This window comes from Caballeronia sp. INML1 (assembly GCF_023631085.1).
Lineage (GTDB): Bacteria > Pseudomonadota > Gammaproteobacteria > Burkholderiales > Burkholderiaceae > Caballeronia > Caballeronia turbans.
The window spans coordinates 130219-151891 of sequence record NZ_JALQDT010000051.1; the positions used below are offsets into that span (position 1 = coordinate 130219).

Below are 21673 nucleotides of genomic sequence, written 5' to 3' on the forward strand. Positions count from 1 at the left end.
TTTTTGCGTCGATGCGATATCAGCCGTTATCCGCGAATCCCGGATAAAGCGTCATGCCGCCGTCGACGAAAAGCGTCGTGCCGACGACATAATCGCTGTCGTCGGACGCGAGCCAGACCGCCGCGCGGCCGATATCCTCCACGTCGCCGACGCGTCCGTACGGAATCAGCGTCAGGAGCTTGTCGAGTTTCTCGGGTGTATCCCACGCGTCCTGGTTGATCGGCGTGCGTATTGCGCCCGGCGCGATGCCGTTCACGCGGATGCGTTGCGGCGCGACTTCCTGCGCGATCGTTTTCATCATCATCTGGATGCCGCCTTTGGACGCAGCGTAGTTCACATGTCCCGCCCACGGAATGACCTCGTGAACGGAACTCATGCAGATGATCTTGCCGAGCGCCTTCGATACGTCGCGCATGCCGCGCCGCTCGAACGTGCGCACGGCGCGCTGCGCGGTGAGGAACTGGCCGGTGAGATTCGTCTGAATCACCGTGTTCCAGTCGGCGAGCGTGAGCACGGAGAACTTCGCGTCCTTCTGCAGCCCGGAATTCGCCACGACGATATCGACGGTGCCGAAGCGCTTCACGACGGCCTCGAACATCGCGTCGATCTGGGATTCGTCGGACACGTCCGCGCCGACGGCGAACGCTTCGCCGCCTTTTGCCGTGATTGCGGCGGCGAGTTCTTCAGCGGGTTCCGCGTGGGAGTGATAGTTGATGGCGACGTGCGCGCCCGCATCGGCGAGCGCCGTGGCGACGCCCGCGCCGATGCCCGAGCTCGCGCCGGTCACGAGCGCAATCTGGCCTGCGAGGGGTTTGTGCATGTGCATTTTCAGTGATGGACGGTCCTTCGTGAGGAGCAAGACGTGCGCCCAAGGACTGCGACGCTTCAGCCGTTCACCAATCCCTGATACACCTCCGCATAGGCGAGGGCCGCCGCCTCCCAGCTGAAGTTCTGGCCCATCGCGCGCTTGACGACGGCCTTCCAGTCCGTGCGGCGCGCCTTCAATGCGAACGCGCGCCGGATCGCGCCGACGATGCCCGCGCGATCGAAGGTATCGAACACGAAGCCGGTCGCGAGGTCGTCGGCGAGATTTTCGAGCGAACTGTCGACGACCGTATCGGCGAGCCCGCCCACGCGGTGCACGAGCGGCAGTGAGCCGTACGCGAGCGCGTAGAGCTGCGTGAGGCCGCACGGCTCGAAGCGCGACGGCACCATCACCACGTCGCTGCCGGCGATGATCGAATGCGACAGCGTCTCGTCGAAACCGAGCTCGATCGCGACCGCGCCGGGATGCGCCGCCGCCGCGTTCTTCATGCCGGTTTCGAGCGCCGGATCGCCGGTGCCGAGCACGGCGAGCTGACCGCCGCGCTGCACGATGTCCGGCACGGCCGAAAGCAGCAGATCCAGCCCTTTCTGCTCGGTCAGCCGGCTGACGACGCCGAAGAGCAGGGCGTCGTCGTCGCGCGCGAGTCCCATGCGCTCCTGCAGCGCTGCCTTGCACTTCGATTTGGCCGAAGGCTTCGACGCGGTGTACTTCGACGCGATGGACTCATCGACCGACGGGCTCCAGATCGAATAATCGACGCCGTTCAGGATGCCGGCGATGTCGTGCGTGCGGGTCTGCAGCAAGCCGTGCAGCCCGGCGCCGTGCGCCTGCGTCTGAATTTCGCGCGCATAGGTCGGGCTGACCGTCGTGATGCGGTCGGCGTAATAAAGACCCGCCTTCAGGAACGAGACGTGGCCGTAGAACTCCACGCCGTCCACCGCATAAAAGTCGCCGGGCAATTGCAGCGCCCCGAACCCGGACGCCGGGAAGGTGCCCTGATACGCGAGGTTGTGCACGGTCATCACGCTCGCGACCCTGGCCGCGCCGCCGCGCTCGAATGCGCGCAGATACGCGGGGGCGAGCCCCGCGTGCCAGTCGTGCGCGTGGACGATATGCGGCTTCCACGCCGGATCGGCGCCCGTCGCGATGCGCGCCGCCGTCCAGCCGAGCAGCGCGAAGCGGCGGTCGTTGTCGGCATAGGAGCGATGCGCGGCATCGAGATACGGATTGCCCGGGCGGTCGTAGAACTGATCCGCGCGCACGACGTAGACCACCACGCCATGCGGCTGAAGCACGCCGCGCTCGAGCCGCACGTTGCCCGCGCCGAACGCGGCGCCCAGATCGGCGACGGGCTGAAGATCGTCGAGGCCTGCGAGCACGGCGGGAAAGCCCGGCAGCACGACCCGCGCATGCGTGCCCAGTTGCGACTGCGCGGGCGGCAGCCCGCCGACGACGTCGGCGAGGCCGCCGGTTTTCAACAGCGGAAACATTTCTGCTGCGGCATGCAGCACGCATACGGTCATCGGCGCTCCTGTCGGATGGATTCGTGTTGTCGTGTTGATCCGGCGCGCCGGCGTCTAACCTTGCGCGAGCCGCGCCAGCGCATCGCGCGTGATGAGCGTGACGCCCGATTCCGTCCGGAAAAAGCGCGCGGCGTCGTCGTCCGGGTCCTCGCCGACCACGAGACCCTCCGGCACCGTGCAGCCGCGATCGATCACGACGCGCTGCAACCTGCAACTCGGCCCGACGGTCACCTGAGGCAACAACACTGCCTCATTGATGTTACAGAACGAGTGCACCCGCACCGCCGACGAAAACACCGACTTCGACACTTGCGAGCCGGAGATCACACAGCCGCCGCACACGAGGAGATTGGTGATCGCGCCTTGCTGGCCGTTGAGGTCGCGCACGAACTTGCCGGGCGGCAGCTGTTCCTGATTCGTCCAGATCGGCCACTTGCGGTCATACAAATCGAGTTCCGGAATCGTCGACGCGAGGTCGAGGTTCGCGGACCAGTACGCGTCGACGGTGCCGACATCGCGCCAGTAGGCGGGCGCTTCCGGATCGCTGCTCGACGTCACGCACGACATGCCGAACGGATGCGCGATCGCCTTGCCCGTCGTCACGACCCGCGGAATGATGTCCTTGCCGAAGTCGTGATCCGTATTCGATGTCTCGATGTTCTCCTGCAGCATGTCGTAGAGATATTTCGCGCTGAACACGTAGATGCCCATGCTCGCAAGCGCGATATCCGGCTTGCCGGGCATCGCGGGCGGATCGGCGGGTTTTTCGAGGAAAGCCGTGACGCGGCGGTTCTCGTCGACGTGCATCACGCCGAACGCGACGGCGTCCATGCGCGGCACCTCGATGCAGCCGACCGTGCAGTCGGCGCCGCTCTCCACATGGTCGAGCACCATGCGCGTGTAGTCCATCTTGTAGATGTGGTCGCCCGCCAGCACGATCACGAATTCCGGCCCGATCGAACGGACGATGTCGAGATTCTGATAGACGGCGTCTGCGGTGCCGCGATACCAGCTCGAATCGACGCGTTGCTGCGCCGGCCAGATATCGATGAACTCGTTGAACTCGCCGCGCAGGAAACCCCAGCCGCGCTGGAGATGCCGGATGAGCGAATGGGCCTTGTATTGCGTGACCACGGCGATGCGGCGGATGCCGGAGTTGAGACAGTTGGACAGCGCGAAGTCGATGATGCGGTATTTGCCGCCGAAGTGGACGGCGGGTTTCACGCGTTTGTCGGTGAGCGGTCCGAGGCGGGTGCCACGCCCGCCGGCGAGAACGATTGCGAGGGTCGACTTCTGCAAATCGGTGCGATTCTTAGACAGCGTCTCCATGCCAGCCTCCTGATTTGACCTGCGACTATTGATGTTGCCGTGTGTTCGTCCTCGTATGCTTTCGCTGTTTGTATCGTGAAGCATTATCCGGCGCGCATTCGAGTCCGTGTGCTGAAGTCGCCGTTTTTTTCTCGAATATGAATCGCAGATGCGGCCGGTGGATCGAGCAAGCGGCGTGCCGAGTGGAGCGTTGCGTCCACGCGACCTGATGGGCATCCGAGTCGACCGGATGGCTTGATAAAACGTGTCGGGACAATTTATATCGAGACCGCCATGCCGCAGTGCGTCGAGGCACGGCACAATATGAAGGTTGCGATGCCCGCGCACGCCCGAGCCGGCGTCCCCGGGTGTTCCATCTCTAGCTACCGTTGCGCTGCGCTGCACGAGCGCCGGCGCGACAAACGTTTGACCTGACCGGACACGATCAATCGGGAAATCAGAAGATGAACAACGTCCTGAGCATTCAGTCGCACGTGGTGTTCGGCCACGCGGGCAACAGCGCGGCGGTTTTTCCAATGCGGCGTCTGGGCGTCAATGTCTGGCCGCTCAACACCGTGCAGTTCTCCAATCACACGCAGTACGGCCGCTGGACCGGTAGCGCATTCGACGCCGACGAGTTGCAGAACTTGATCGAGGGCATCGGCGCGATCGGCGTGCTCGCGCGCTGCAACGCGGTGCTGTCCGGCTATCTCGGTGCGCCGGAGCAGGCTCGCGCGGTCGTCGAAATCGTGAAGATGGTGAAGGCGGTGAATCCGCGCGCGCTCTATTTCTGCGATCCCGTCATGGGGCAGACGGGCGGCTGCACGGTGGCTCCCGGCATCGAGGATTTCCTCGTCACGACGATGCCCGAAATCGCCGACGCGATCATGCCCAATCACATCGAGCTGGAAAAGCTCGTCGGGCGCAGCATCGAGACGGTGGAAGAAGCCGTCGATGCGTGCCGCGAAGTGATCGGCCGCGGCCCGCGCATCGTGCTGGTGAAGCATCTGCTCGATCGCAACAGCCGCGCCGACACCTTCAACATGCTTGCCGTCGCGCCGGGCGAAGCGTGGTTCGCGCAGCGCCCGCTCTATCCGTTCGCGCGGCAGCCGGTGGGCGTCGGCGATCTCACGAGTGCGGTGTTCGTCGCGCGCACGCTTCTGGGCGATTCGCTGCGCACCGCGCTGGAGCACACGCTCGCGGCGGTGAATGCCGTCGTCAAGTCGACTTACGATGCGGGGCGTTACGAGCTGGAAATCGTCGCTTCGCAGGACGAGATCGCGAAGCCGACCGACCGTTTCCCCGCCATCCGCGTGGTGGGCACGGAGACCATCAGGGGCCGCTAGCTTGCCTCGCCGTTGGCCTCCATCAGGCCGAAACGCCAGGACAGGCGCCGCGTCGCAGCGAGAAGGGCGCGTGCCAGCGGGCCGTCAGCGGCGCTATCGAAGCCGCCCGACGAGCCGATCAACGCAATGACGAGACACACACTGCCGGTGTGATCGAACACCGGAGCAGCCAGCGTGTGGATGCCGGGCACCGGCGCGCCGAGCGCCGTGTCGAGGCCGCGCGCCCTGATGTCGTCGAGCCGTGCGCGATATGCGGTATCCAGAATCGCATCCGGCGCCGCACCCGCGAGGCGGATCTGGTCCTGCTCCATCAGGGACACGAGCATGTCCGCCGGCAGATGCGCGGCGCAGACGCGGCCGATCGCCGTGTTGACGAGCGACATCGCCGTGCCGACGCGCAAGCTCACATGCTGCGGACGCGCCGATTCCTCCAGCCGGATCACGGTCGGGCCGAGCGGTCCGAGCGCGGCGGCGGCGACCGTCATCGACGTGTTCGCGGCGAGCCTGACGATCTCGCTTTCCGCATCGCGAATCGGCGAAAGGCGTTGCAGCGCGATGAGCCCGAGCTCGCGGCTCAATTGGCCCGCGTGGAAGAGCCCCGCGTCGTCGCGTGCGAGCAGGCCAACCTTGACGAGACTCACCAGATGCGCGAACGCCTTCGCGGGCGGCATGCCGGCCGCCGCGGCCAGATCGCGCAGCGAGAGCGGCCGGCCCGCCGCGACCAGTGCGCGCAACAGATCGCCGGTGGCGTCGAGCGCGTTGATGCCGCGCTGCGGCCTGGTGTCTTCTTCGAGCATGGTCATGAAAGCAATCCGGTGATATCGCGTGCCGCGTCCTTCAGCGCTTGCGCGAGCGGGCCGTCCCAGCCGACGTCGCACAGGCCGGTCGGGCCGATCGCCGTCAGCGCGAGTTGCAACCGGTGCGCGCCGTCGAACACCGGCACACTCATGCTGCTGACGCCCGGACTCGGCGCATCGACGCTACGTTCGATGCCGCGTGCCCGAATCTCGCGGATGCGCTCGTTCATCTGCGGCGCATCGGTTTGCGCCTGATGCGCGAGCATCGCGTCGACGCGGGCGTCATCGTCGAACGCGCGGAATACGCGTCCCGTCGACGTCGCCGAAAGCGACATGACCGTGCCGACATGCAAGTTGACGTGCAGCGGATAGCCGCCGCGCTCGTAACGGACGATGGTCGGCCCTTGCGGCCCCGCGACGCTGACCGCGACGCTCATGCCGGTCGCGAGCGCGAGCGCCGGAACGCGTGACGCGGCCGCACGATACGCCGGCTGATGTTCTAGATTCAATAGACCGAGTCGCAGCGAAAGCGGGCCAGGCTCGTAATTGCCGGTCAGCGCGTCGCGCTTGACGAGGCCGAGCCGCGTGAGGCTCACGAGATACGTATGCGCCTGCGCGCTCGACAGTCCGGCGGCATCGGCCATTGCGCTCAATGCGAGCGGCTCGCGCCGGGCGGCGAGCGCTTCGAGCAGACGCGCGCCGACTTCGACGCTCTGGATGCCGCGCTGCTTTTTCTCTTCGCCGGATTCGGCGTCAGGCGTGGCATGGGTGGAACGAGCCAAGAGGACTCCGCGATCGATAGAAGTGAACGAATGGCAGATGTTAGCCGAGCAGGAATCCTCGGATGAAGCGATTCGGTATTTACCCGGAATTTGCAAATAGCAAGCATACTTGCTGTTGACAAAAATAATCGTCACGCCGATCATCCACCCATCCCCACGAGAATGGAATCGAGACACGACCATGGCAAAAGCATTCGCATCGCAAGCCGATCTGGAAGAGAAGAAGATCACCTTCACACAGCTTTCCGAGAACGCGTACGCCTACACGGCCGAGGGCGATCCGAACTCGGGCGTGATTATCGGTGACGACGGCGTCCTGATCGTCGATACGACCGCCACGCCCGCGATGGCGCAGGACCTCATCGCGAAGATCCGCGGCGTCACCGACAAGCCGATCAAATACGTCGTGCTGTCGCATTACCACGCGGTGCGCGTGCTCGGCGCGTCGGCGTATTTCGCGGAAGGCGCGCAACAGGTCATCGCGAGCCGCGGCACGTATGAAATGATCGTCGAGCGCGGCGAGCAGGACATGAAATCGGAAATTGAGCGCTTCCCGCGTCTGTTTGCCGGTGTCGAGACGGTGCCCGGCCTCACGTGGCCGACGCTCGTCTTCGACACCGAAATCACCTTGTTCCTCGGCAAGCTCGAAGTGAAGATCGCGCATCTCGGCTCGGGCCACACGAAGGGCGACACGGTCGTCTGGCTGCCGTCGCAGAAGGTGCTGTTTTCGGGCGACCTCGTCGAGTACGACGCCGCCTGCTATTGCGGCGACGCGCAACTCGAGGAATGGCCCGCGACGCTCGAAGCGCTGCGCGCGCTGAAGGCGGAGAAACTCGTGCCGGGCCGCGGTCCCGCGCTCTTGTCGCCGGCAGAGGTCGACAAGGGCCTCGACTACACGAAGGATTTCGTGACGACGCTGCTGCAGGCGGGCCGGGAAGCCGTTGTCGAAAAGCTCGATCTGAAGGGCTCGATGGCGCATACCCGCAAGGCGATGGACCCGAAGTTCGGCCACGTCTTCATCTACGAGCACTGCCTGCCGTTCGACGTGTCGCGCGCCTATGACGAGGCGAGCGGCATCAAGCATCCGCGCATCTGGACGGCCCAGCGCGACAAGGACATGTGGGCCGCTCTCCAGGACTGACGTTCATCTCTCGCGGCGCGCACTGACACGCGCCGCGCTTTCTTCTCTTCAGGCAAAAAGGCGCGCCAAAGACGCCGGCCTTCCCACGCCCATCTGGAGCGAGACATGTCGAAGTCGATCAGCACGGCGGCGCTCAGCCCGAGCGCCGCCGCGGAAACGCACGCCCTGTCGGACGATGCGCTCTTTCGCAAAATTGCGTGGCGCATCATTCCGTTCCTGTTCCTGTGCTACGTCGTGTCGTTTCTGGACCGCATCAATATCGGCTTCGCGCAGTTGCAGATGAAGCAAGATCTCGGATTCTCAGATGCGATGTACGGCCTCGGGGCCGCCGTGTTCTATGTCGGCTATGTGCTCTTCGAGGTGCCGAGCAATCTGCTGCTCGCGAGGTTCGGCGCGCGCCGCACGTTCACGCGGATCATGCTGCTGTGGGGCGCGGCGTCGGTCGGCATGATGTTCGTTTCGACGCCCGGGCATTTCTATCTGCTGCGCTTTCTCCTCGGCGTGTTCGAGGCGGGCTTCTTTCCGGGCATCGTGCTCTATCTGACGTACTGGTTTCCGGCGAAACGGCGCGCCGGCGTGATGTCGGTGTTCTTCGCGGGCGTCGCGGTGGCGGGCGTGTTCGGCGGACTGGTATCCGGCTGGATCATGCGCGACATGGCAGGCGTCATGGGCCTGCACGGCTGGCAATGGATGTTTGCGATCGAAGGCGCGCCGGCGGTGCTGCTCGGCCTCATCGCGTTGCGGCTGCTGGTGGACACTCCGCGCGATGCGCGCTGGCTCACGTCCGCCGAACGGGAGCGCCTGGCCGCGCTGTGCCCGGAAACGAACGCCCGCACCGATGCGCACGACCGCCGCGGTCTGCTCGACGCGCTGCGCAACCCGCGCCTCTATCTCTTTGCGTTCATCTACTTTTCGCTGACCTGCGCATCGCTGACGCTGAGTTTCTGGATGCCGCTGATGATCCGCGATTTCGGCATCACCGATGTCATGTCCGTGAGCCTCTACACCGTCGTGCCGAACGCGATCGGCGCAGTGGGGCTGATTTTGATTGCGCGCCATTCGGATCGCGTTGCGGAACGACGCAAGCACTTTGCGTGCTGCACGATCGGCGGCGGCATCGCACTCGCGGCGCTCACGCTGCATTTCCCGAGCTTTTTGCTGATGCTCGCGATTCTCTCGCTAGCCGCGACATTGATCTTCGCGGCGTTGCCGATCTTCTGGGCCGTGCCCGCGAGCCATCTGCCGGGCAGGAGCGCGGCGGCAGGCATCGCGGTCATCAGCAGTATCGGCATCACGAGCGGCATCGTGAGTCCGTGGGTGATCGGCCAGATCCGCACCGCGACAGGCAGCATGGATCTCGCCGTGCAGCTCCTTTCGCTATTGCTCTTCGCAAGCGGCGCCGCCCTGATGGTGGGGCTGCGCCGCGATCCTTCCGCGAAAGAAAGCGATCACTGAGGCACGGCGGCGGCCATCGCCTTGAAGTTTTCGGGCGTGGCGAAAGCGAGATATTCGGCCTGCATTTCGGGCGTGAGAAATTCGAGCATCGTCGAGTTTTCGATCCAGAACTCGATCACGTGGAAAAAGTTGTCGCCGCGCGTGCAGCGCACCGCGCGCCAGCCTTCACGGTCGCCGATCGCGATGACGTCCTCGGCGCTCAGCTTCGTCGCGATCGCCATGTGGAACGCGCTGTACTGCGGGCGCTTCAACGTATCGGCGCCGTAGCTGACGCTTTCCTCATGGCCGCCGCCCGGCGTGATCACCTTGTCGCTCGGATAGATCTCGATGATGCTGCCGCGATCGTCGCCCGCGACCGCCATCCAGGCATCGGGAAAAGGCGAGAAGGGCGCGGCGAAGCCGTCCCACAGTTCGGCAAGCACATGCGCGACGTGCTTCGGATCGTTGGCGGGAATGGATGCATGGAAGATCATCGCGATGGACTCCGATGGAGGTGACGAGGACTGCGCGGCGATACTTTCATGTCGCGCGCCGGGATGTCAATTCGCAGTGCTACGGTGAGCCGGGATTCTTCCAGAGTCTATTGATATGAGTGTTTTCAAACGCGTCAGGACTCAGCGCTTATCCGACAAACGCTGATAGAAAAGCAGGTCGAGTTCCGGCGCCTTGCCGGTCAACGCGGTCAAGAGCGCGTGCGCCTGTCCGCGATGGTGCGTCTGATGATTGAACCAGTGCGCGAGCGCGGGCATGAGCGGCTGCGTCATCAGCTCGGGCGTCGATACGCGTTTATAGCTGATAGTGCCGGCCAGCGTTTGCGGCGTGAGACCGGTCACGTATTCGACGATGCGCGCGTCTTCTTCGCGGCGCGCCGCTTCGAGCGCCGGGAAGGTATCGAAGAGAATCGCATCCAGCGTTCCGGCGCCGCGCCTTCGCCCGTGAAGCGATGCATCCACACGCGGTCCGTCACGAGCAGGTGATTGAGCGTGCCATGCACGGACTTGAAAAACGCGCCACGGTCTGCGCGATAGTCGGCGTCCGACAGGGCGCGCGCCGCGTCGTAGACGCGGGCATTGGCCCACGCGTTGTAGCGCGCGAACATGTCGAAATGTGCTTTGAGCGGGTCTTGCATGGCGAGGACCTCCGTCGTCGCAGTGACGTTCGTGTTTTCGCACGATATTAAGTCACTACCACAGACAGCGGTTCACTACGCCGACGCAAACGCTGCGATATCCGCCGTCAGCCGCGCCGCATCGCTCAGAAAAATGCCATGCGGCGCGCCTTCGTAGACGACGAGCCGCGCGTTCGGAATCAGGCGCGCCGTGCGTTGCGAAGTCAGTTCGAGCGGATTCGACACATCGCGGTCGCCCTGCACGATGAGCGTCGGCACGTCGATGTCGCGCAGCTCGTTGCGGAAATCGCCGCGACTCACCGTTTCGTTGCACGCGAAAAGCGCGTGATGCGACGTGCGCAACGCCATCTCGCGGATCCAGTCGATCATCGCCTGCGACGCGCCCGGCCCGGCGAACGGCCGCGCGTTGTCGGCGAGCCACCGCGGATAGTCGCTCGCCAGGTCCTGCCGAAAGGCGTCGACGCAGGCGCAATCGATGCCATCCGGGTTGTCCGGCGTCTTCATCAGCATCGGCAAGGTCGATGCGATCAACGCAAGCCGCGCGACGCGCGCGCTGCCGTGACGCGTCAGATAGCGCACCGCTTCCGCGCCGCCCATCGAATACCCGACGAGCGTGACGCGCGAAAGATCGAGCGCGTCGATGACGGCGGCGAGATCGTCCGCGAGCGTGTCGTAGTCGTAGCCGCCACCCGGATCGCTCGAACGACCGTGGCCGCGCCTGTCGTAGGCGATGCAGCGAAAGCCCTGGCGCACGAGCGGCAGCATCTGATACGCCCACATGTCGCCCGGCAGCGAATAGCTGGGGACGAACACGATGGTCCCGCCGTTGCCGGGCGCGCCTTCGGGCCGCCAGTCGCGATAGAAGAGCTCGACACCGCTCTCGGTCGCGATGTAGCCGGGGCGGGCGGTTTCGCCGTGGACTCGATGTTTTGCGGGCATCTTCATCTCCTTGTCGATGATCAGTGTGATTGCATCGTCGCAGGAGGCAATGAGCCGGGCAATTACGTCCAAGGTAATAGGCCGCGTGCAAAAAAACGCCGCCTCGAGAGGCGGCGAGAGCGCGTCCGCTTGTGGGCTCGATGATCGAGAGCGGACGCTTGAGGAGACAGGGCGACTGGACTCAGTATGGCAAAGCCGGGCGTCGGGCACAATCGCCGGCGCGAATTACTGCGTTTCACGATGGATAACGCCGAATCGTTCGATATGCGAATGAATCCATCGAACCATTGCATTTTTCGGATTTTGCTTGTGTATATGCGAGATCTCAAGCGGTGCGGTTCATATAAACTCGGCAGGCATCTTTCAAACATTTATTGCTGCACCCGTTCATGTACTTCGATTCATCCGCATGGCTGCATGATTCGCACGCAGATGCCGTCCCACCCGATGCGAAGCGCGCGTTATCCATCGCGCTCGATATTCGTCGCTCGGGCGATTGATCCGCACTGGAGCGCTTCTGTGTCGGAGCCTTGCAGCGGTTTGCGCAAGACTTCGAACTTCGCTGGCAACTGAGCCATTGCCTCTGGATACGTCATGACGCCGTGTCGGCGGAAGCCGTCATGCGCGAGGCGGCGCTGCATCATCCCGGCGATGGCCGCGTGACCGGCGCAAAATTGCGATGTATCTCAATGAACAGGCGCGTTACGAAGAGGCCGAAGCATGTATCGCCTGGCGCTTTCGCAGACGCCGCAAGCGAACTGGCTCGCTGTCGATCTCGCCGACCTCGAACGCAGGCACGGCGACTGGCGCGCTGGATGGGTGCGCTTCGAACGCCGCCTGTCCGAACACGGCGAGAACGGTGTCGTCGCGCGCATGGAGCGCATTGCGCCGCGCTGGCGCGGACAGCCGCTCGACGGCAAGCGTGTCGTGGTCTATAGCGAACTCGGCCTCGGCGATGACATCCAGTTCGTGCGCTATTTTCCGCGGTTCGCGGAAGGCGTGCGGAGAAACGGCGGTGAAGCGCTATTGGCGGTGCGCTCGGCGCTGCATCCGCTCATCCGGCGGTTCGCGCCGGATTGCGTCGCCCTCGAAGCGCACGATTTCGAGCGGATCGATTACACCGTGGGCTTGATGAGCATGCCGCTCGGCATCGGCTTGTTGCCGGATCAGGTCGATGGCCGCGCCTATCTCGACGCGGCACCGGAACGCATCGACATGTGGCGTCGGATGCTCGCGTCAGACGGCACGAATGCGCTGCGTGTCGGCCTCGTGTCGGCAGGCAGTCCGACGCATCGGCGCGATGTCCAGCGCAGCATTCCCGTGGATGCCCTCGCGCCACTGTGGCGCTTGCCGGATGTCGCGTTCTATCCGGTTGCTCCGGGCCGCGAAGGCGATATCGCGGCGATGCGCTCGGCCGGCGCGCACATCCTTGCGCTTCCCGACTATCAAGAGCATTTTCACGATTCGGCCGCGTTCGTCAGCGCACTGGGCGATGATCGACCGGGTATCGCATTGGTGTTGGGGCAATCAGGAGACGCAGCCATGGTACGGCCCGGTGCGGCTCATTCGCCAGCGCGTGCCGGGCGACTGGGCACCCGTGGTCGAGCGCGTCGCGGCGGCGCTGTCGGCGCGGCTCATCGGACGAGCCGCGCCGGAAGATCAGCAGGCGTCCGCGCTCGTCAGCCTCGGATAGCCGGGCTGGCTGGAATCGATCGTCGTCACGCACGCGCCGTTGCCGATATCGAGCGTGCTGTCGACATCGCGCTTCGATCCGTCCTTCATCTGCACGCTGTAGCGGTAGACCTTCGCGGTCTGTTCGGGAGTCTTCTGGAACAGGCTCGTCAGATCGAAGCTCAGTCCCGCGCCGCCGCCCACGCCATTCCAGCCATTCCCGCCGATGCCGCCGGCGCCCACGCCGAGCGTTGGCCCGGAAGACGCCCCCGCGTCCGTCGACACGGTCGTCAGATATTGCTTGCCGACGATGCGTCCCGTCGCGAGCGTGCTGTCCGCCGGCAGCGGCGCCGATGCGCCCGGTCCGGTCGCGCACGCCGCGAGCGTGGCGAATGCGACGGCCGCGAAGCACGTACGCGCCACGCGTTGAATTCCTTTTCGATCCAGTTTCATTCCAGCCTCTTGCGTGCGCCTGCACGCGTTTGATGGGCCCTCGAAGCGAGCGCGCGAGTCTCACGGGGAAACGCACACTCACGCCGGCGTGGTCGAAACGTCGCGCAAAAAAACGCCGCCCGGCAGAGGGCGGCGCTCATCGGCGGTTCGCTTCGGGGCCAGCAGGCCGGTGCGCGTCGCGAGGGACGCGAATGCGCGGCCGGAATGTTGAACGAATGCCCGCCGCGATTGAACCAGACTCCTCTGATTCATCGCGCGGCGAATTGCCTTGCGTGTTCAGTCCTTCAACAGATACGCGACGATCGCGTCGCATACGCGGCCGAACATTTGCGTGCCGGTGACGGTCGTGCAGCCGCGCGCGCGGGCGGCTTCGATGAAAGGCGTGAGCGGCGGCTTCGTCACCACGTCGCCGACGAAGGCCGTCGGAGGCAGGCGCGAGACGTCGATCGGCAGCGGATCGCCGGGACGCATGCCCGCCGGCGACGCGTTCACGATGAGGTCGTAGCTTTCGGCGGGCGCATCGTCGGCGACGCTCACTGCGCCCCGGCCCAGTGCGGCGAGACGCGAGGCGAGGGCGCCGGTGCGCCCGGCATCGAAATCGCGGATCGCGAGCGACGCCACGCCTGCATCCACGAGCGCATGGCCGATCGCCGAGCCCGCACCGCCCGCGCCGATCAGCAGCGCGCGCTTTTCCTTCGGCTCGCAACCCGCGTCTCTCAACGCGGCGACCATGCCGATGCCGTCCGATGCGCCGCCGTGCCAGGTGCCGTCGGCGTCGCGCTTGAGCATGTTGACCGCGCCGAGAAATGCGCCTTCGTCGGTCAGCGACTTGCAATATGCCGTCGCGCTGAACTTGTGCGGCACGGTGATGATGACGCCGTCGCAGTTCTGCAAGCGCGCGATGCCCGCGAAGAACGCGTCGAGATCGTCCGGCGCGACATGTGCCGGAATCACGATCGCGTCGCGCTCTGCCGCGCGCAGCGCCGCTGTCACGCCGGAAGGCGAGCGCACCTGCGCGATGGGATCGCCGACGATGAAATAGACGCGCGTCGCGCCGCTCAAGCCCGCATCGAGCGATGCGGAAAAAGAAGTGTCCTGCGCCATGCTTCGATTGCCTCCTGAATCGTTGATCAGTCTGTTCCTGAATCCTAATTGAAAATGGAATAGCATTCAACAAGTTCATCGAGTTCTCAAGGCAACTAACGGTCGAAGAACAGCGCCACCACCGGACTGGACAGGGCGGAGCATTGCGAAAAAGCGCTTCGCAGCAGCAGAAGCGGTACGTGAGCGCTAGCCAGATACGCGACGACGCCGCTCGTTCAGCCGCGTCTCATAGCACGTTCGGCTCATGCCCGCCCGAATTTACGCCAGCCGCCGCGAGCGCCTCGTGCAGCGTGTCGAACACGTTCGATGCGCCGAGCACCCGCGTCAGACCGTGCCGGTCCATGTCGTTGCGCAGGAAGCGGTTCACGCGCCCGAAGATCACCGCGACGCCGCGTGCGCGCAGCGTTTCGATCAGCTCGCCGATCGTGCGGGCCGCTGAATAGTCGAGATCGGTGATCGCGCCGGCGTCGACGACGAGATGACGCAATCCGTCGGATGCCGTATCGACGAGCTTCGTCACTTCCGACGCGAAGAAATGATCGTTCGCGTAAAACAGATCCGCGCCGAAGCGGTAGACGATCAGATGCGGCGCAGTCATCGCGCCGGGCTTCGTCGGCATGAACTGCCAGGGTTTTCCGGGCGCGACGGGCGTGAGCACCATCGTGTGCGGATGATAGCTGTGGCGCACGTGCCGCATGAGCGAGAGCGCGACCGCTAGCAGGATGCCGTGCTCGACGCCCGCCAGCACCACCGCGCCGGCCGTGACGAGCGCGAGCGCGAATTCACCGGGGCTTTCGGCGCGGATGTCCTTCAGGCTCTGCACGTTGATGAGGCCGATCGCAATCGTGAACACGATGCCCGCCAGCACGCTGTGCGGCAGATAGCGCAGATAGCCGCTCAGAAATAGCAGAACGACAGCGACGACCGCCGCGAAGACGAGTTGTCCGAGCTGACTCCGGGTGCCTGCGCGGTCGGCCATTGCCGTCTGCGTCGGACTGCCGTTCACGACGAACGTCCCGCTCAACGCCGCCGCCGCGTTCGCCGCGGCAAGGCCGAGGATGTCGCTGTTGGTGTCGACGTCCTCGTGATACTGCTGCGCGAACACGCGCGCCGCGGCCGCGCTCTGCGCGATGATCATCACGAAGCATGACGCCGCGACGGGCACGAGATCGAGAGATTGCTGCCAGGTGACATCGGGCATGCGGATCGCGGGCAAACCGCCTTCGATGGGACCGAGCACCGAAATCCCGCGCGCGGCGAAGTCGAAAGCCTTGCTCGCGGCGATGCTGCCGATCACCGCGACGAGCGGCATCGGCAGGCGCGGCGCGAAGCGTTTGCAGCCCAGAATCGCGACGATCACGACGAGCGCGAGCACGAGCGTCGGCCCATGCGCGTGCGTGACATGCCCGATCACGTAGACGAGTTGCGCCAGGCTGCGCGAGGACGGATACGGCACCGTCATGCCGAAGAGGTCGCCGAGCATGGCGATCGAAACCTGCACCCCCACGCCCGCGAGAAAGCCCGTCAGCACGGTGCGCGACAAAAAATCGGCGAGAAAGCCGAGCTTGAACAGGCGCGCGAGCAGCAAGAGCGCGGCGGTCTGCAGTGCGACCATGCCCGCGAGCGCGACGTATTCCGGGCTGCCCATCGCGGCCATCGACGAAAGCCGGCTCGCGAAGATCGTTGCCGTCGCGGAGTCGGCGGCGACCACGAGATGCCGCGACGCGCCGAAGAGCGCGAACGCGAGGAGCGGCAGGAACGCAGTGTAGAGGCCCGTCACCGCGGGCATGCCGGCGATGCGCGCATAGCCGAGCACCTGCGGGATGTCCATCGACGCGAGCGAGATGCCGGCGAGCGCGTCGCGTAACGCGGCGGCGCGGTTGATCGGCAGGATGCCTTTGAGCAGCTTCGCAGTCGTCGCGGGTGGTCGGGTCGTGTCTTGCATGCGTGGCACCTGTCGTGAAGAAGCGAATCGTGCCCCAAGGACGATGCGGTGCCAAGAGCCGCTTTGCCTACCGGTAGAACGCCACGGTTTGACGCAATCCGTCGATGAGCGGCGTTTTTGCAAGGCCTGGAAGCATTCGATCGAGCACGGGATCGTCGGGAAAGGATGTCGCGATCGGCAAGGGCGCGCCCGCCGCGTCGATGCGCGCGTCCGGCGCGATCTGCTTCAGCGTCGCGATCACGCTCTGCATCGGCGTGATGTCGCCCGCCAGCGTGAACGCGTGCGCCCCGTCGAACGGATGCGTGAGCGCGCGCTCGTAGGCGGCGGCGACGTCATCGGCGTAGACGAGGCCCGTCGCGCCGGTGAAGGGAATCGTGTACGGCTCGCCGCGCGCGGCCGCGCGGCAGGCGAGGCTCGGACCGGCGCTCGATCCCGTCTCGCGCCCCGCGCCGTACACGACGAGCGGCCGAAAGCCGATGCTCGCAATGCCATGATCGTGCCAGTACGCGCGCGCCGAGCCTTCGCATGCGAGCTTGAACGCGCCGTAATGTGTCATGGGAAAGGGCGTCGCGCCGTCGTCGGGGCCGAAGACACCCGCGCTGCTCGCATACAGCACCGAGCGCACGCCGCACGCGATAGCCGCGTCGAACACGTTGAGCGTACCGATCAGATTGATGCGCGCGCCGCGCACCGGATCGCCGGCGCAGGCAGGCGTGAGCACGCCTGCGAGATGGACGACGGCGTCGCAGCCCTCGAGCGCCGTCGCGACATCGCGCGCGTTCCCGATATCGCCGACCCGCCATTGCACTTCATCGGCGCGTTCGGGCGCGAGCGCGCGCAGGAGCCGCGCGTCCTCGCGCACGTCGAAGGCGCGCACGTCCACGCGCACGTCCATATCGCGGGCGAGCAGCCGCCGCGTCACCCACGCCGCCAGAAAGCCGCTTGCGCCTGTCACCAGCACTCGCATACCGTCCTCCGTTCGCCTCAAAAAAAGAGCTTGGCTTCAATGCATTTTCTGGAATAGTATTCCAATATCAAAGCGAGTTCTACTGAAAACATGCGTTTCGAATCGTCGGAAGGACGGCGATTCCTGGCGCGAGGGAGCGGACGAATGGTGGAGACACTGGACAATCTGGGACATGACGAAACATTCGATGTCGTCGTAATCGGCGCAGGCGGCGCGGGCATGTCGGCGGCCCTCGTCGCGGCCATCGACGGTGCGCGCGTGCTCCTTGTGGAGAGTACGGAATACGTCGGCGGTACGACGGCCTTCTCGGCCGGAACGACGTGGATTCCCGCGTCGATGCATGCCGCGAGCGTCAATCGTGACGATACATCCGTGAACGCCGAAGGCTTTCTGGATCGCGCGGTCGGCGGGCGCAGCAGCGTCGCGATGCGCCGTGCGTTTCTCGATGCCGGCCCGAAAGCGGTCGCGCATATCGAAGCGAACTCCGCTGTGAAATATCGCGCGCGCCCGTTCCATCCCGATTATTTGTCCGAGCTCGAAGGCTCGACGCTGCGCGGGCGGGCGCTCGAACCGCTGCCCTTCGACGGCCGCAAGCTCGGCCGCGCGTTTTCGCTGATCCGTCCGCCGATTCCCGAATTCACCGTGCTCGGCGGCATGATGGTCGACCGCGACGACGTCGGGCATCTGCTCAACATGACGAAGTCGTTCGCGTCGTTCCGACATGCGGCGAAGCTGCTCGCGCGTCACGCGCGCGATCGCCTGAGCGCGCCGCGCGGCACGCGGCTCGTGATGGGCAACGCGCTGATCGGAAGATTGTTGTATTCGTTGCTCGAGCGTGGCGTCACGGTGCTGACGAGCACGAAGGTCGATGCGTTGCACAGCGGGCCGAACGGCATCGAAGCCGTAACGCTGAGCCGCGTCAACGACCGGCGTCGCGTCAATGTGAAAGGCGGCGTGATTCTCGCGAGCGGCGGCTTCAACCGGCATCCGGCGCGTCGCGGCGAGATGCTGCCGGGCGCCGATCCGGCGTGGTGCCCCGGCGCGCCCGGCCACACCGGCAGCGCGCAGGATCTCGCGCTCGCCGCGGGCGCGCGCTTCGGCAAGGGCGCGCTGTCGCACGCCTTCTGGGCGCCGGTTTCCGTGCGCAAGCGCGCCGACGGCACGACCGCCGTGTTCCCGCACTTCATGATGGATCGCGGCAAGCCGGGCATGATCACCGTCGACAAAACGGGCAGGCGCTTCCTGAACGAGAACACGTCGTATCACCTGTTCGGCATGGCGATGCAAAAAGCGAACGAGACCACGCCTTCGGTGCCCGCGTATCTCGTGACGGACACGGAAGGACTGCGCAAGTACGGGCTCGGCATGGTGCGTCCGGGCGGCAAGGGGCTCGCGCCGTTTCTCGCCGATGGCTATCTCGTCGAAGGCAGGACGCTCGACGAACTGGCAATGAAGCTCGACATCGACCGCGCTGGCCTCGCCGATAGCGTCGCGCGCATCAATCGCTATGCGCAGAGCGGCGTGGATGCCGATTTTCAGCGCGGCACGACCGATTACCAGAACGCCAATGGCGACGCCAACTGGACCGGCCCGAACAAGTGCCTCGGCCCGATCAGCGAGGCGCCGTTCTATGCGGTGCGGCTCTATCCCGGCGATATCGGCGCGGCGACCGGCCTCGTCACCGACACGCACGCGCGCGTGCTCGATCGCGACGATCGACCGATCGGCGGCCTCTACGCGTGCGGCAACGACATGCAATCGGTGATGGGCGGCGTCTATCCCGGCCCCGGCATCACGCTCGGTCCGGGGCTCACGTTCGGCTTTCTGGCGGCACGGCATGCGACCGTGCGCGCGCAGCAGCCGGCCAGCGCCGCGTTGACGAACGCCCGCGACGAAGCGCTTACGCTGCCCGTCGAACTCCAATCGTCCGTCCACGCCAAATGAAGCTCGAACCGATTCTCGAATGCGACGTCCTCGTGCTGGGTTCCGGCGCGGGCGGCTTGTCGACGGCCGTCACCGCGGCGACGCAGGGTCTGTCCGTGCTCGTCTGCGAGAAGGAAGACGTGTTCGGCGGCACGACCGCGTGGTCGGGCGGCTGGATGTGGATTCCGCGCAATCCGCTCGCGACGCGCGCGGGCATCGTCGAAGATGACAGCGTGCCGCGCACGTATCTGAAGAGCGAGCTGGGCGCGCATTTCGACGCCGCGAAGGCCGACGCGCTCATCGAGCACGGGCCGCGCATGGTCGAATTCTTCGAACGCAATACGTCGATGCGCTTCATCGACGGCAACCGCATTCCCGACTTTCATACGACGCGAGGCGCGGCCACGGGCGGGCGCTCGGTCTGCGCGATGCCGTTCGACGGCCGCGAGCTCGGTCCGCTCATCGACAAGCTGCGTCCGCCGCTCGCGGAAATGACGATCAAGGGCATGGCGATCGCATCGGGCCAGGATCTCGCGCACTTCCTGAACGCGACGCGCAGCGCGAAGTCGGCATGGCACGTGACGAAGCGCTTCGCTGGATTCGCGTGGCACATGCTGCGTTACCGGCGTTCGATGCATCTCGTGAACGGCAATGCGCTCGTCGCGCGTTTGTTGAAGTCGGCGGCGGATCGCGGTGTCGATCTGCGCACCGGCGCGCGCGCGGTGTCGCTCATGCGTGAGGAGCATCGCGTGACGGGTGCGCGCGTCGAGATCGAAGGCGTGATGCACGAAGTGCGCGCGCGGCGCGGCGTCGTGCTTGCTTGCGGCGGTTATCCGCACGACGCGAAGCGTCAGGCAGAAACTTTTCCGTACACGCCGCACTGGTCTGCGGCGCCGAAGAGCAATACCGGCGATGGCATTCGTATCGGCGAAGCGGCCGGCGCCCATTTCGATGCGTCGCTCGAAGCGCCCGCCGCGTGGGCGCCCGTGTCGCTCGTGCGCAAGAGTAAGGGCGAGACGGCCGCGTTTGCGCATCTGATCGAGCGCGCGAAGCCGGGCGTGATCGCGGTGACGCGCGCGGGCAGGCGCTTCACCAACGAGGCGTCGTCGTACTACGACTTCGTCTGCGCGCTCTTCGGCACGACGCCGCCGGGCGAGGAAGCGTGCGCGTGGCTCGTCTGCGATCACCGGTTTCAGCGCAGATACGGCCTCGGATTCGCGAAGCCTTTTCCGTTTCCGCTCGGCCCGTACGAACGCTCGGGCTATCTGAGGTCCGCGCCGACGCTCGATGCGCTGGCGCGGCAATGCGGCATCGATGCGCGCGGTCTCGCCGATACCGTCGCCACGTACAACGGCTACGCGAAAGACGGCTTCGATCCGCAGTTCCACAAAGGCTCGACGCCATATAACCGCGTGCAGGGCGATGCATCGCACACGCCGAATCCGTGTCTCGCGCCGATCGTCGAGGGCCCGTTCCACGCGGTGAAGATCGTGCCGGGGAGCCTCGGCACTTTCGCGGGGCTGTCGACGGATGCGCGCTCGCGCGTCCTCGACGAAAAGCACGCGCCGATTCGCGGCCTCTACGCCGTCGGCAACGACGCCGCGAGCATGATGGGCGGGCACTATCCCGCCGGCGGCATCACGCTCGGGCCGGCGATGACCTTCGGCTATCTTGCGGGCCTCGAACTCGCCGAACCGGCACACGAAGACATCCCGAATCTCACCAACTTCAAACAGGCAAGGACGCTGCAATGACTCTGTACGACACAGTCACGTTGACGGTTAAGATCGGCGCGAACGCGCAGGTCTTCGAGAACATCAAAAACAGCGGCAACGCGCCCGGCTCGACGCTGCTCGGCTGCTGGTATTCGGACATCGGGGCGCTGGGCAAGGTCATGGTCCTGCGCGGCTTCGAGTCGGAAGCGGCGTTGATCGGGTCGCGACAGCGCCTGCTGCTCGAAGGCAATCCGTTCGGCTGCGGCGAATTCATCACCGATGTCGAGGTGAACAGCTACGCGCTCTTTCCGTTTCTGCCGCCGATCGAGCCGGCCGTGCACGGCGGCATCTACGAGATGCGCGTGTACGGCACGAAGCTCGCGAGCCTGCAACATACGATCGATGCCTGGAAGAGCGCCGTGCCGGAGCGCACCACGCGCTCGCCGCTCATCGGCGCGATGTACGCGCTCGACGGCGCCGTGCCGCGCTTTCTCAACATCTGGCCGTACAAGAGTGTCGACGAGCGTTCGCGCATTCGCGCCGAAGCCGTGAAGGACGGCATCTGGCCGCCGAAGGGCGGGCCGGCCCATCTGACGACGATGGAGTCGACCATCTACATGCCCGCGCCGTTCTCGCCGTTGCGCTAACC

General features: G+C 65.4%; 19 protein-coding genes and 1 pseudogene. 7 read left to right on the forward strand and 13 right to left on the reverse strand.

Annotated elements, in window-relative coordinates; all coding sequences use genetic code 11:
• Positions 1 to 19: 19 nt before the first annotated feature.
• The 3 genes from NCR38_RS16745 to glgC form a co-directional block, all read right to left on the reverse strand.
• Positions 20 to 820 (reverse strand): SDR family oxidoreductase, encoded by an 801-nt coding sequence (locus tag NCR38_RS16745; protein ID WP_061115902.1) that lies wholly within the window; start codon positions 818 to 820, stop codon positions 20 to 22.
• Positions 821 to 885: 65 nt separating this feature from the next.
• Positions 886 to 2349: a glycogen synthase GlgA gene (glgA, locus tag NCR38_RS16750; RefSeq protein ID WP_250477405.1), complete on the reverse strand. Its 1464-nt coding sequence runs from the start codon at positions 2347 to 2349 to the stop codon at positions 886 to 888.
• A 54-nt stretch (positions 2350 to 2403) separates the two neighbouring features.
• Positions 2404 to 3678, reverse strand: a complete 1275-nt coding sequence (glgC, locus tag NCR38_RS16755) for a glucose-1-phosphate adenylyltransferase (RefSeq protein ID WP_061115900.1) — start codon at positions 3676 to 3678, stop codon at positions 2404 to 2406.
• Between the two features lie 443 nt (positions 3679 to 4121).
• On the opposite strand from glgC, the gene pdxY reads away from it, so the two are divergent.
• The gene (pdxY, locus tag NCR38_RS16760) at positions 4122 to 5003 is read left to right on the forward strand and encodes a pyridoxal kinase PdxY (protein WP_061115899.1); all 882 of its coding nucleotides are present in this window, start codon (positions 4122 to 4124) and stop codon (positions 5001 to 5003) included.
• On the opposite strand, the pseudogene NCR38_RS34465 reads toward pdxY, so the two are convergent.
• Positions 5000 to 6582: pseudogene (locus tag NCR38_RS34465) on the reverse strand (IclR family transcriptional regulator). The gene pdxY and the pseudogene NCR38_RS34465 sit on opposite strands and share 4 nt — an antisense overlap.
• Positions 6583 to 6763: 181 nt before the next feature.
• Here NCR38_RS34465 and NCR38_RS16775 point away from each other — a divergent pair.
• On the forward strand, positions 6764 to 7723 hold the full coding sequence (locus tag NCR38_RS16775; protein WP_061115896.1) for an MBL fold metallo-hydrolase: 960 nt from the start codon (positions 6764 to 6766) through the stop codon (positions 7721 to 7723).
• A 105-nt stretch (positions 7724 to 7828) separates the two neighbouring features.
• Positions 7829 to 9178, forward strand: coding sequence for an MFS transporter (locus NCR38_RS16780; RefSeq protein ID WP_061115895.1), 1350 nt, complete (start codon positions 7829 to 7831; stop codon positions 9176 to 9178).
• Here the strand turns inward: NCR38_RS16780 and NCR38_RS16785 are convergent.
• From NCR38_RS16785 to NCR38_RS16805, 5 genes are all read right to left on the reverse strand, one after another.
• A complete protein-coding gene (locus tag NCR38_RS16785; RefSeq protein WP_250477406.1) occupies positions 9172 to 9651 on the reverse strand; it encodes a hypothetical protein in 480 nt (159 codons plus the stop codon). The genes NCR38_RS16780 and NCR38_RS16785 overlap by 7 nt on opposite strands.
• A gap of 141 nt (positions 9652 to 9792) precedes the next feature.
• Positions 9793 to 10011, reverse strand: a complete 219-nt coding sequence (locus tag NCR38_RS16790; protein WP_250477407.1) for a DinB family protein — start codon at positions 10009 to 10011, stop codon at positions 9793 to 9795.
• Entirely contained in the window at positions 10008 to 10307 is a 300-nt protein-coding gene (locus NCR38_RS16795; protein ID WP_250477408.1) for a DinB family protein, read from the reverse strand. The genes NCR38_RS16790 and NCR38_RS16795 overlap by 4 nt, the downstream gene beginning before the upstream one ends.
• Positions 10308 to 10382: 75 nt before the next feature.
• On the reverse strand, positions 10383 to 11246 hold the full coding sequence (locus NCR38_RS16800) for an alpha/beta fold hydrolase (RefSeq protein ID WP_061116100.1): 864 nt from the start codon (positions 11244 to 11246) through the stop codon (positions 10383 to 10385).
• A gap of 1236 nt (positions 11247 to 12482) precedes the next feature.
• Positions 12483 to 12707, reverse strand: a complete 225-nt coding sequence (locus NCR38_RS16805) for a hypothetical protein (protein ID WP_250477409.1) — start codon at positions 12705 to 12707, stop codon at positions 12483 to 12485.
• A 31-nt stretch (positions 12708 to 12738) separates the two neighbouring features.
• Between NCR38_RS16805 and NCR38_RS16810 the strand changes: the two genes are divergently transcribed.
• Positions 12739 to 12939: a hypothetical protein gene (locus NCR38_RS16810; protein ID WP_250477410.1), complete on the forward strand. Its 201-nt coding sequence runs from the start codon at positions 12739 to 12741 to the stop codon at positions 12937 to 12939.
• Here the strand turns inward: NCR38_RS16810 and NCR38_RS16815 are convergent.
• The 4 genes from NCR38_RS16815 to NCR38_RS16830 form a co-directional block, all read right to left on the reverse strand.
• Positions 12906 to 13370 (reverse strand): hypothetical protein, encoded by a 465-nt coding sequence (locus NCR38_RS16815; protein WP_061115892.1) that lies wholly within the window; start codon positions 13368 to 13370, stop codon positions 12906 to 12908. The genes NCR38_RS16810 and NCR38_RS16815 overlap by 34 nt on opposite strands.
• 276 nt (positions 13371 to 13646) lie before the next feature.
• Entirely contained in the window at positions 13647 to 14474 is an 828-nt protein-coding gene (locus NCR38_RS16820) for a shikimate dehydrogenase (protein WP_061115891.1), read from the reverse strand.
• A gap of 226 nt (positions 14475 to 14700) precedes the next feature.
• Positions 14701 to 16419, reverse strand: coding sequence for a SulP family inorganic anion transporter (locus tag NCR38_RS16825; protein ID WP_061115890.1), 1719 nt, complete (start codon positions 16417 to 16419; stop codon positions 14701 to 14703).
• Positions 16420 to 16486: 67 nt separating this feature from the next.
• Entirely contained in the window at positions 16487 to 17386 is a 900-nt protein-coding gene (locus NCR38_RS16830; RefSeq protein WP_061115889.1) for an NAD(P)-dependent oxidoreductase, read from the reverse strand.
• A 144-nt stretch (positions 17387 to 17530) separates the two neighbouring features.
• Here NCR38_RS16830 and NCR38_RS16835 point away from each other — a divergent pair, with 144 nt between their 5' ends.
• From NCR38_RS16835 to NCR38_RS16845, 3 genes are read left to right on the forward strand one after another with little or no spacing between them, the layout of a single operon-like run.
• A complete protein-coding gene (locus NCR38_RS16835; RefSeq protein WP_061115888.1) occupies positions 17531 to 19330 on the forward strand; it encodes an FAD-dependent oxidoreductase in 1800 nt (599 codons plus the stop codon).
• On the forward strand, positions 19327 to 21063 hold the full coding sequence (locus NCR38_RS16840) for an FAD-dependent oxidoreductase (protein WP_061115887.1): 1737 nt from the start codon (positions 19327 to 19329) through the stop codon (positions 21061 to 21063). Before NCR38_RS16835 ends, NCR38_RS16840 begins: the two co-directional genes overlap by 4 nt.
• Positions 21060 to 21671: an NIPSNAP family protein gene (locus NCR38_RS16845; RefSeq protein ID WP_061115886.1), complete on the forward strand. Its 612-nt coding sequence runs from the start codon at positions 21060 to 21062 to the stop codon at positions 21669 to 21671. Before NCR38_RS16840 ends, NCR38_RS16845 begins: the two co-directional genes overlap by 4 nt.
• Positions 21672 to 21673: the final 2 nt, after the last annotated feature.

What these genes read in the sequence shown, in the direction of transcription:
- glgC (WP_061115900.1), bottom strand. Translation starts at nt 3,678, where the DNA reads ATGGAGACGCTGTCTAAGAATCGCACCGATTTGCAGAAGTCGACCCTC.
- NCR38_RS16745 (WP_061115902.1), bottom strand. Translation starts at nt 820, where the DNA reads ATGCACAAACCCCTCGCAGGCCAGATTGCGCTCGTGACCGGCGCGAGC.
- NCR38_RS16840 (WP_061115887.1), top strand. Translation starts at nt 19,327, where the DNA reads ATGAAGCTCGAACCGATTCTCGAATGCGACGTCCTCGTGCTGGGTTCC.
- glgA (WP_250477405.1), bottom strand. Translation starts at nt 2,349, where the DNA reads ATGACCGTATGCGTGCTGCATGCCGCAGCAGAAATGTTTCCGCTGTTG.
- NCR38_RS16825 (WP_061115890.1), bottom strand. Translation starts at nt 16,419, where the DNA reads ATGCAAGACACGACCCGACCACCCGCGACGACTGCGAAGCTGCTCAAA.
- pdxY (WP_061115899.1), top strand. Translation starts at nt 4,122, where the DNA reads ATGAACAACGTCCTGAGCATTCAGTCGCACGTGGTGTTCGGCCACGCG.
- NCR38_RS16775 (WP_061115896.1), top strand. Translation starts at nt 6,764, where the DNA reads ATGGCAAAAGCATTCGCATCGCAAGCCGATCTGGAAGAGAAGAAGATC.
- NCR38_RS16800 (WP_061116100.1), bottom strand. Translation starts at nt 11,246, where the DNA reads ATGCCCGCAAAACATCGAGTCCACGGCGAAACCGCCCGCCCCGGCTAC.
- NCR38_RS16820 (WP_061115891.1), bottom strand. Translation starts at nt 14,474, where the DNA reads ATGGCGCAGGACACTTCTTTTTCCGCATCGCTCGATGCGGGCTTGAGC.
- NCR38_RS16780 (WP_061115895.1), top strand. Translation starts at nt 7,829, where the DNA reads ATGTCGAAGTCGATCAGCACGGCGGCGCTCAGCCCGAGCGCCGCCGCG.
- NCR38_RS16835 (WP_061115888.1), top strand. Translation starts at nt 17,531, where the DNA reads ATGGTGGAGACACTGGACAATCTGGGACATGACGAAACATTCGATGTC.
- NCR38_RS16845 (WP_061115886.1), top strand. Translation starts at nt 21,060, where the DNA reads ATGACTCTGTACGACACAGTCACGTTGACGGTTAAGATCGGCGCGAAC.
- NCR38_RS16795 (WP_250477408.1), bottom strand. Translation starts at nt 10,307, where the DNA reads ATGCAAGACCCGCTCAAAGCACATTTCGACATGTTCGCGCGCTACAAC.
- NCR38_RS16785 (WP_250477406.1), bottom strand. Translation starts at nt 9,651, where the DNA reads ATGATCTTCCATGCATCCATTCCCGCCAACGATCCGAAGCACGTCGCG.
- NCR38_RS16815 (WP_061115892.1), bottom strand. Translation starts at nt 13,370, where the DNA reads ATGAAACTGGATCGAAAAGGAATTCAACGCGTGGCGCGTACGTGCTTC.
- NCR38_RS16810 (WP_250477410.1), top strand. Translation starts at nt 12,739, where the DNA reads ATGATCGACCGGGTATCGCATTGGTGTTGGGGCAATCAGGAGACGCAG.
- NCR38_RS16830 (WP_061115889.1), bottom strand. Translation starts at nt 17,386, where the DNA reads ATGCGAGTGCTGGTGACAGGCGCAAGCGGCTTTCTGGCGGCGTGGGTG.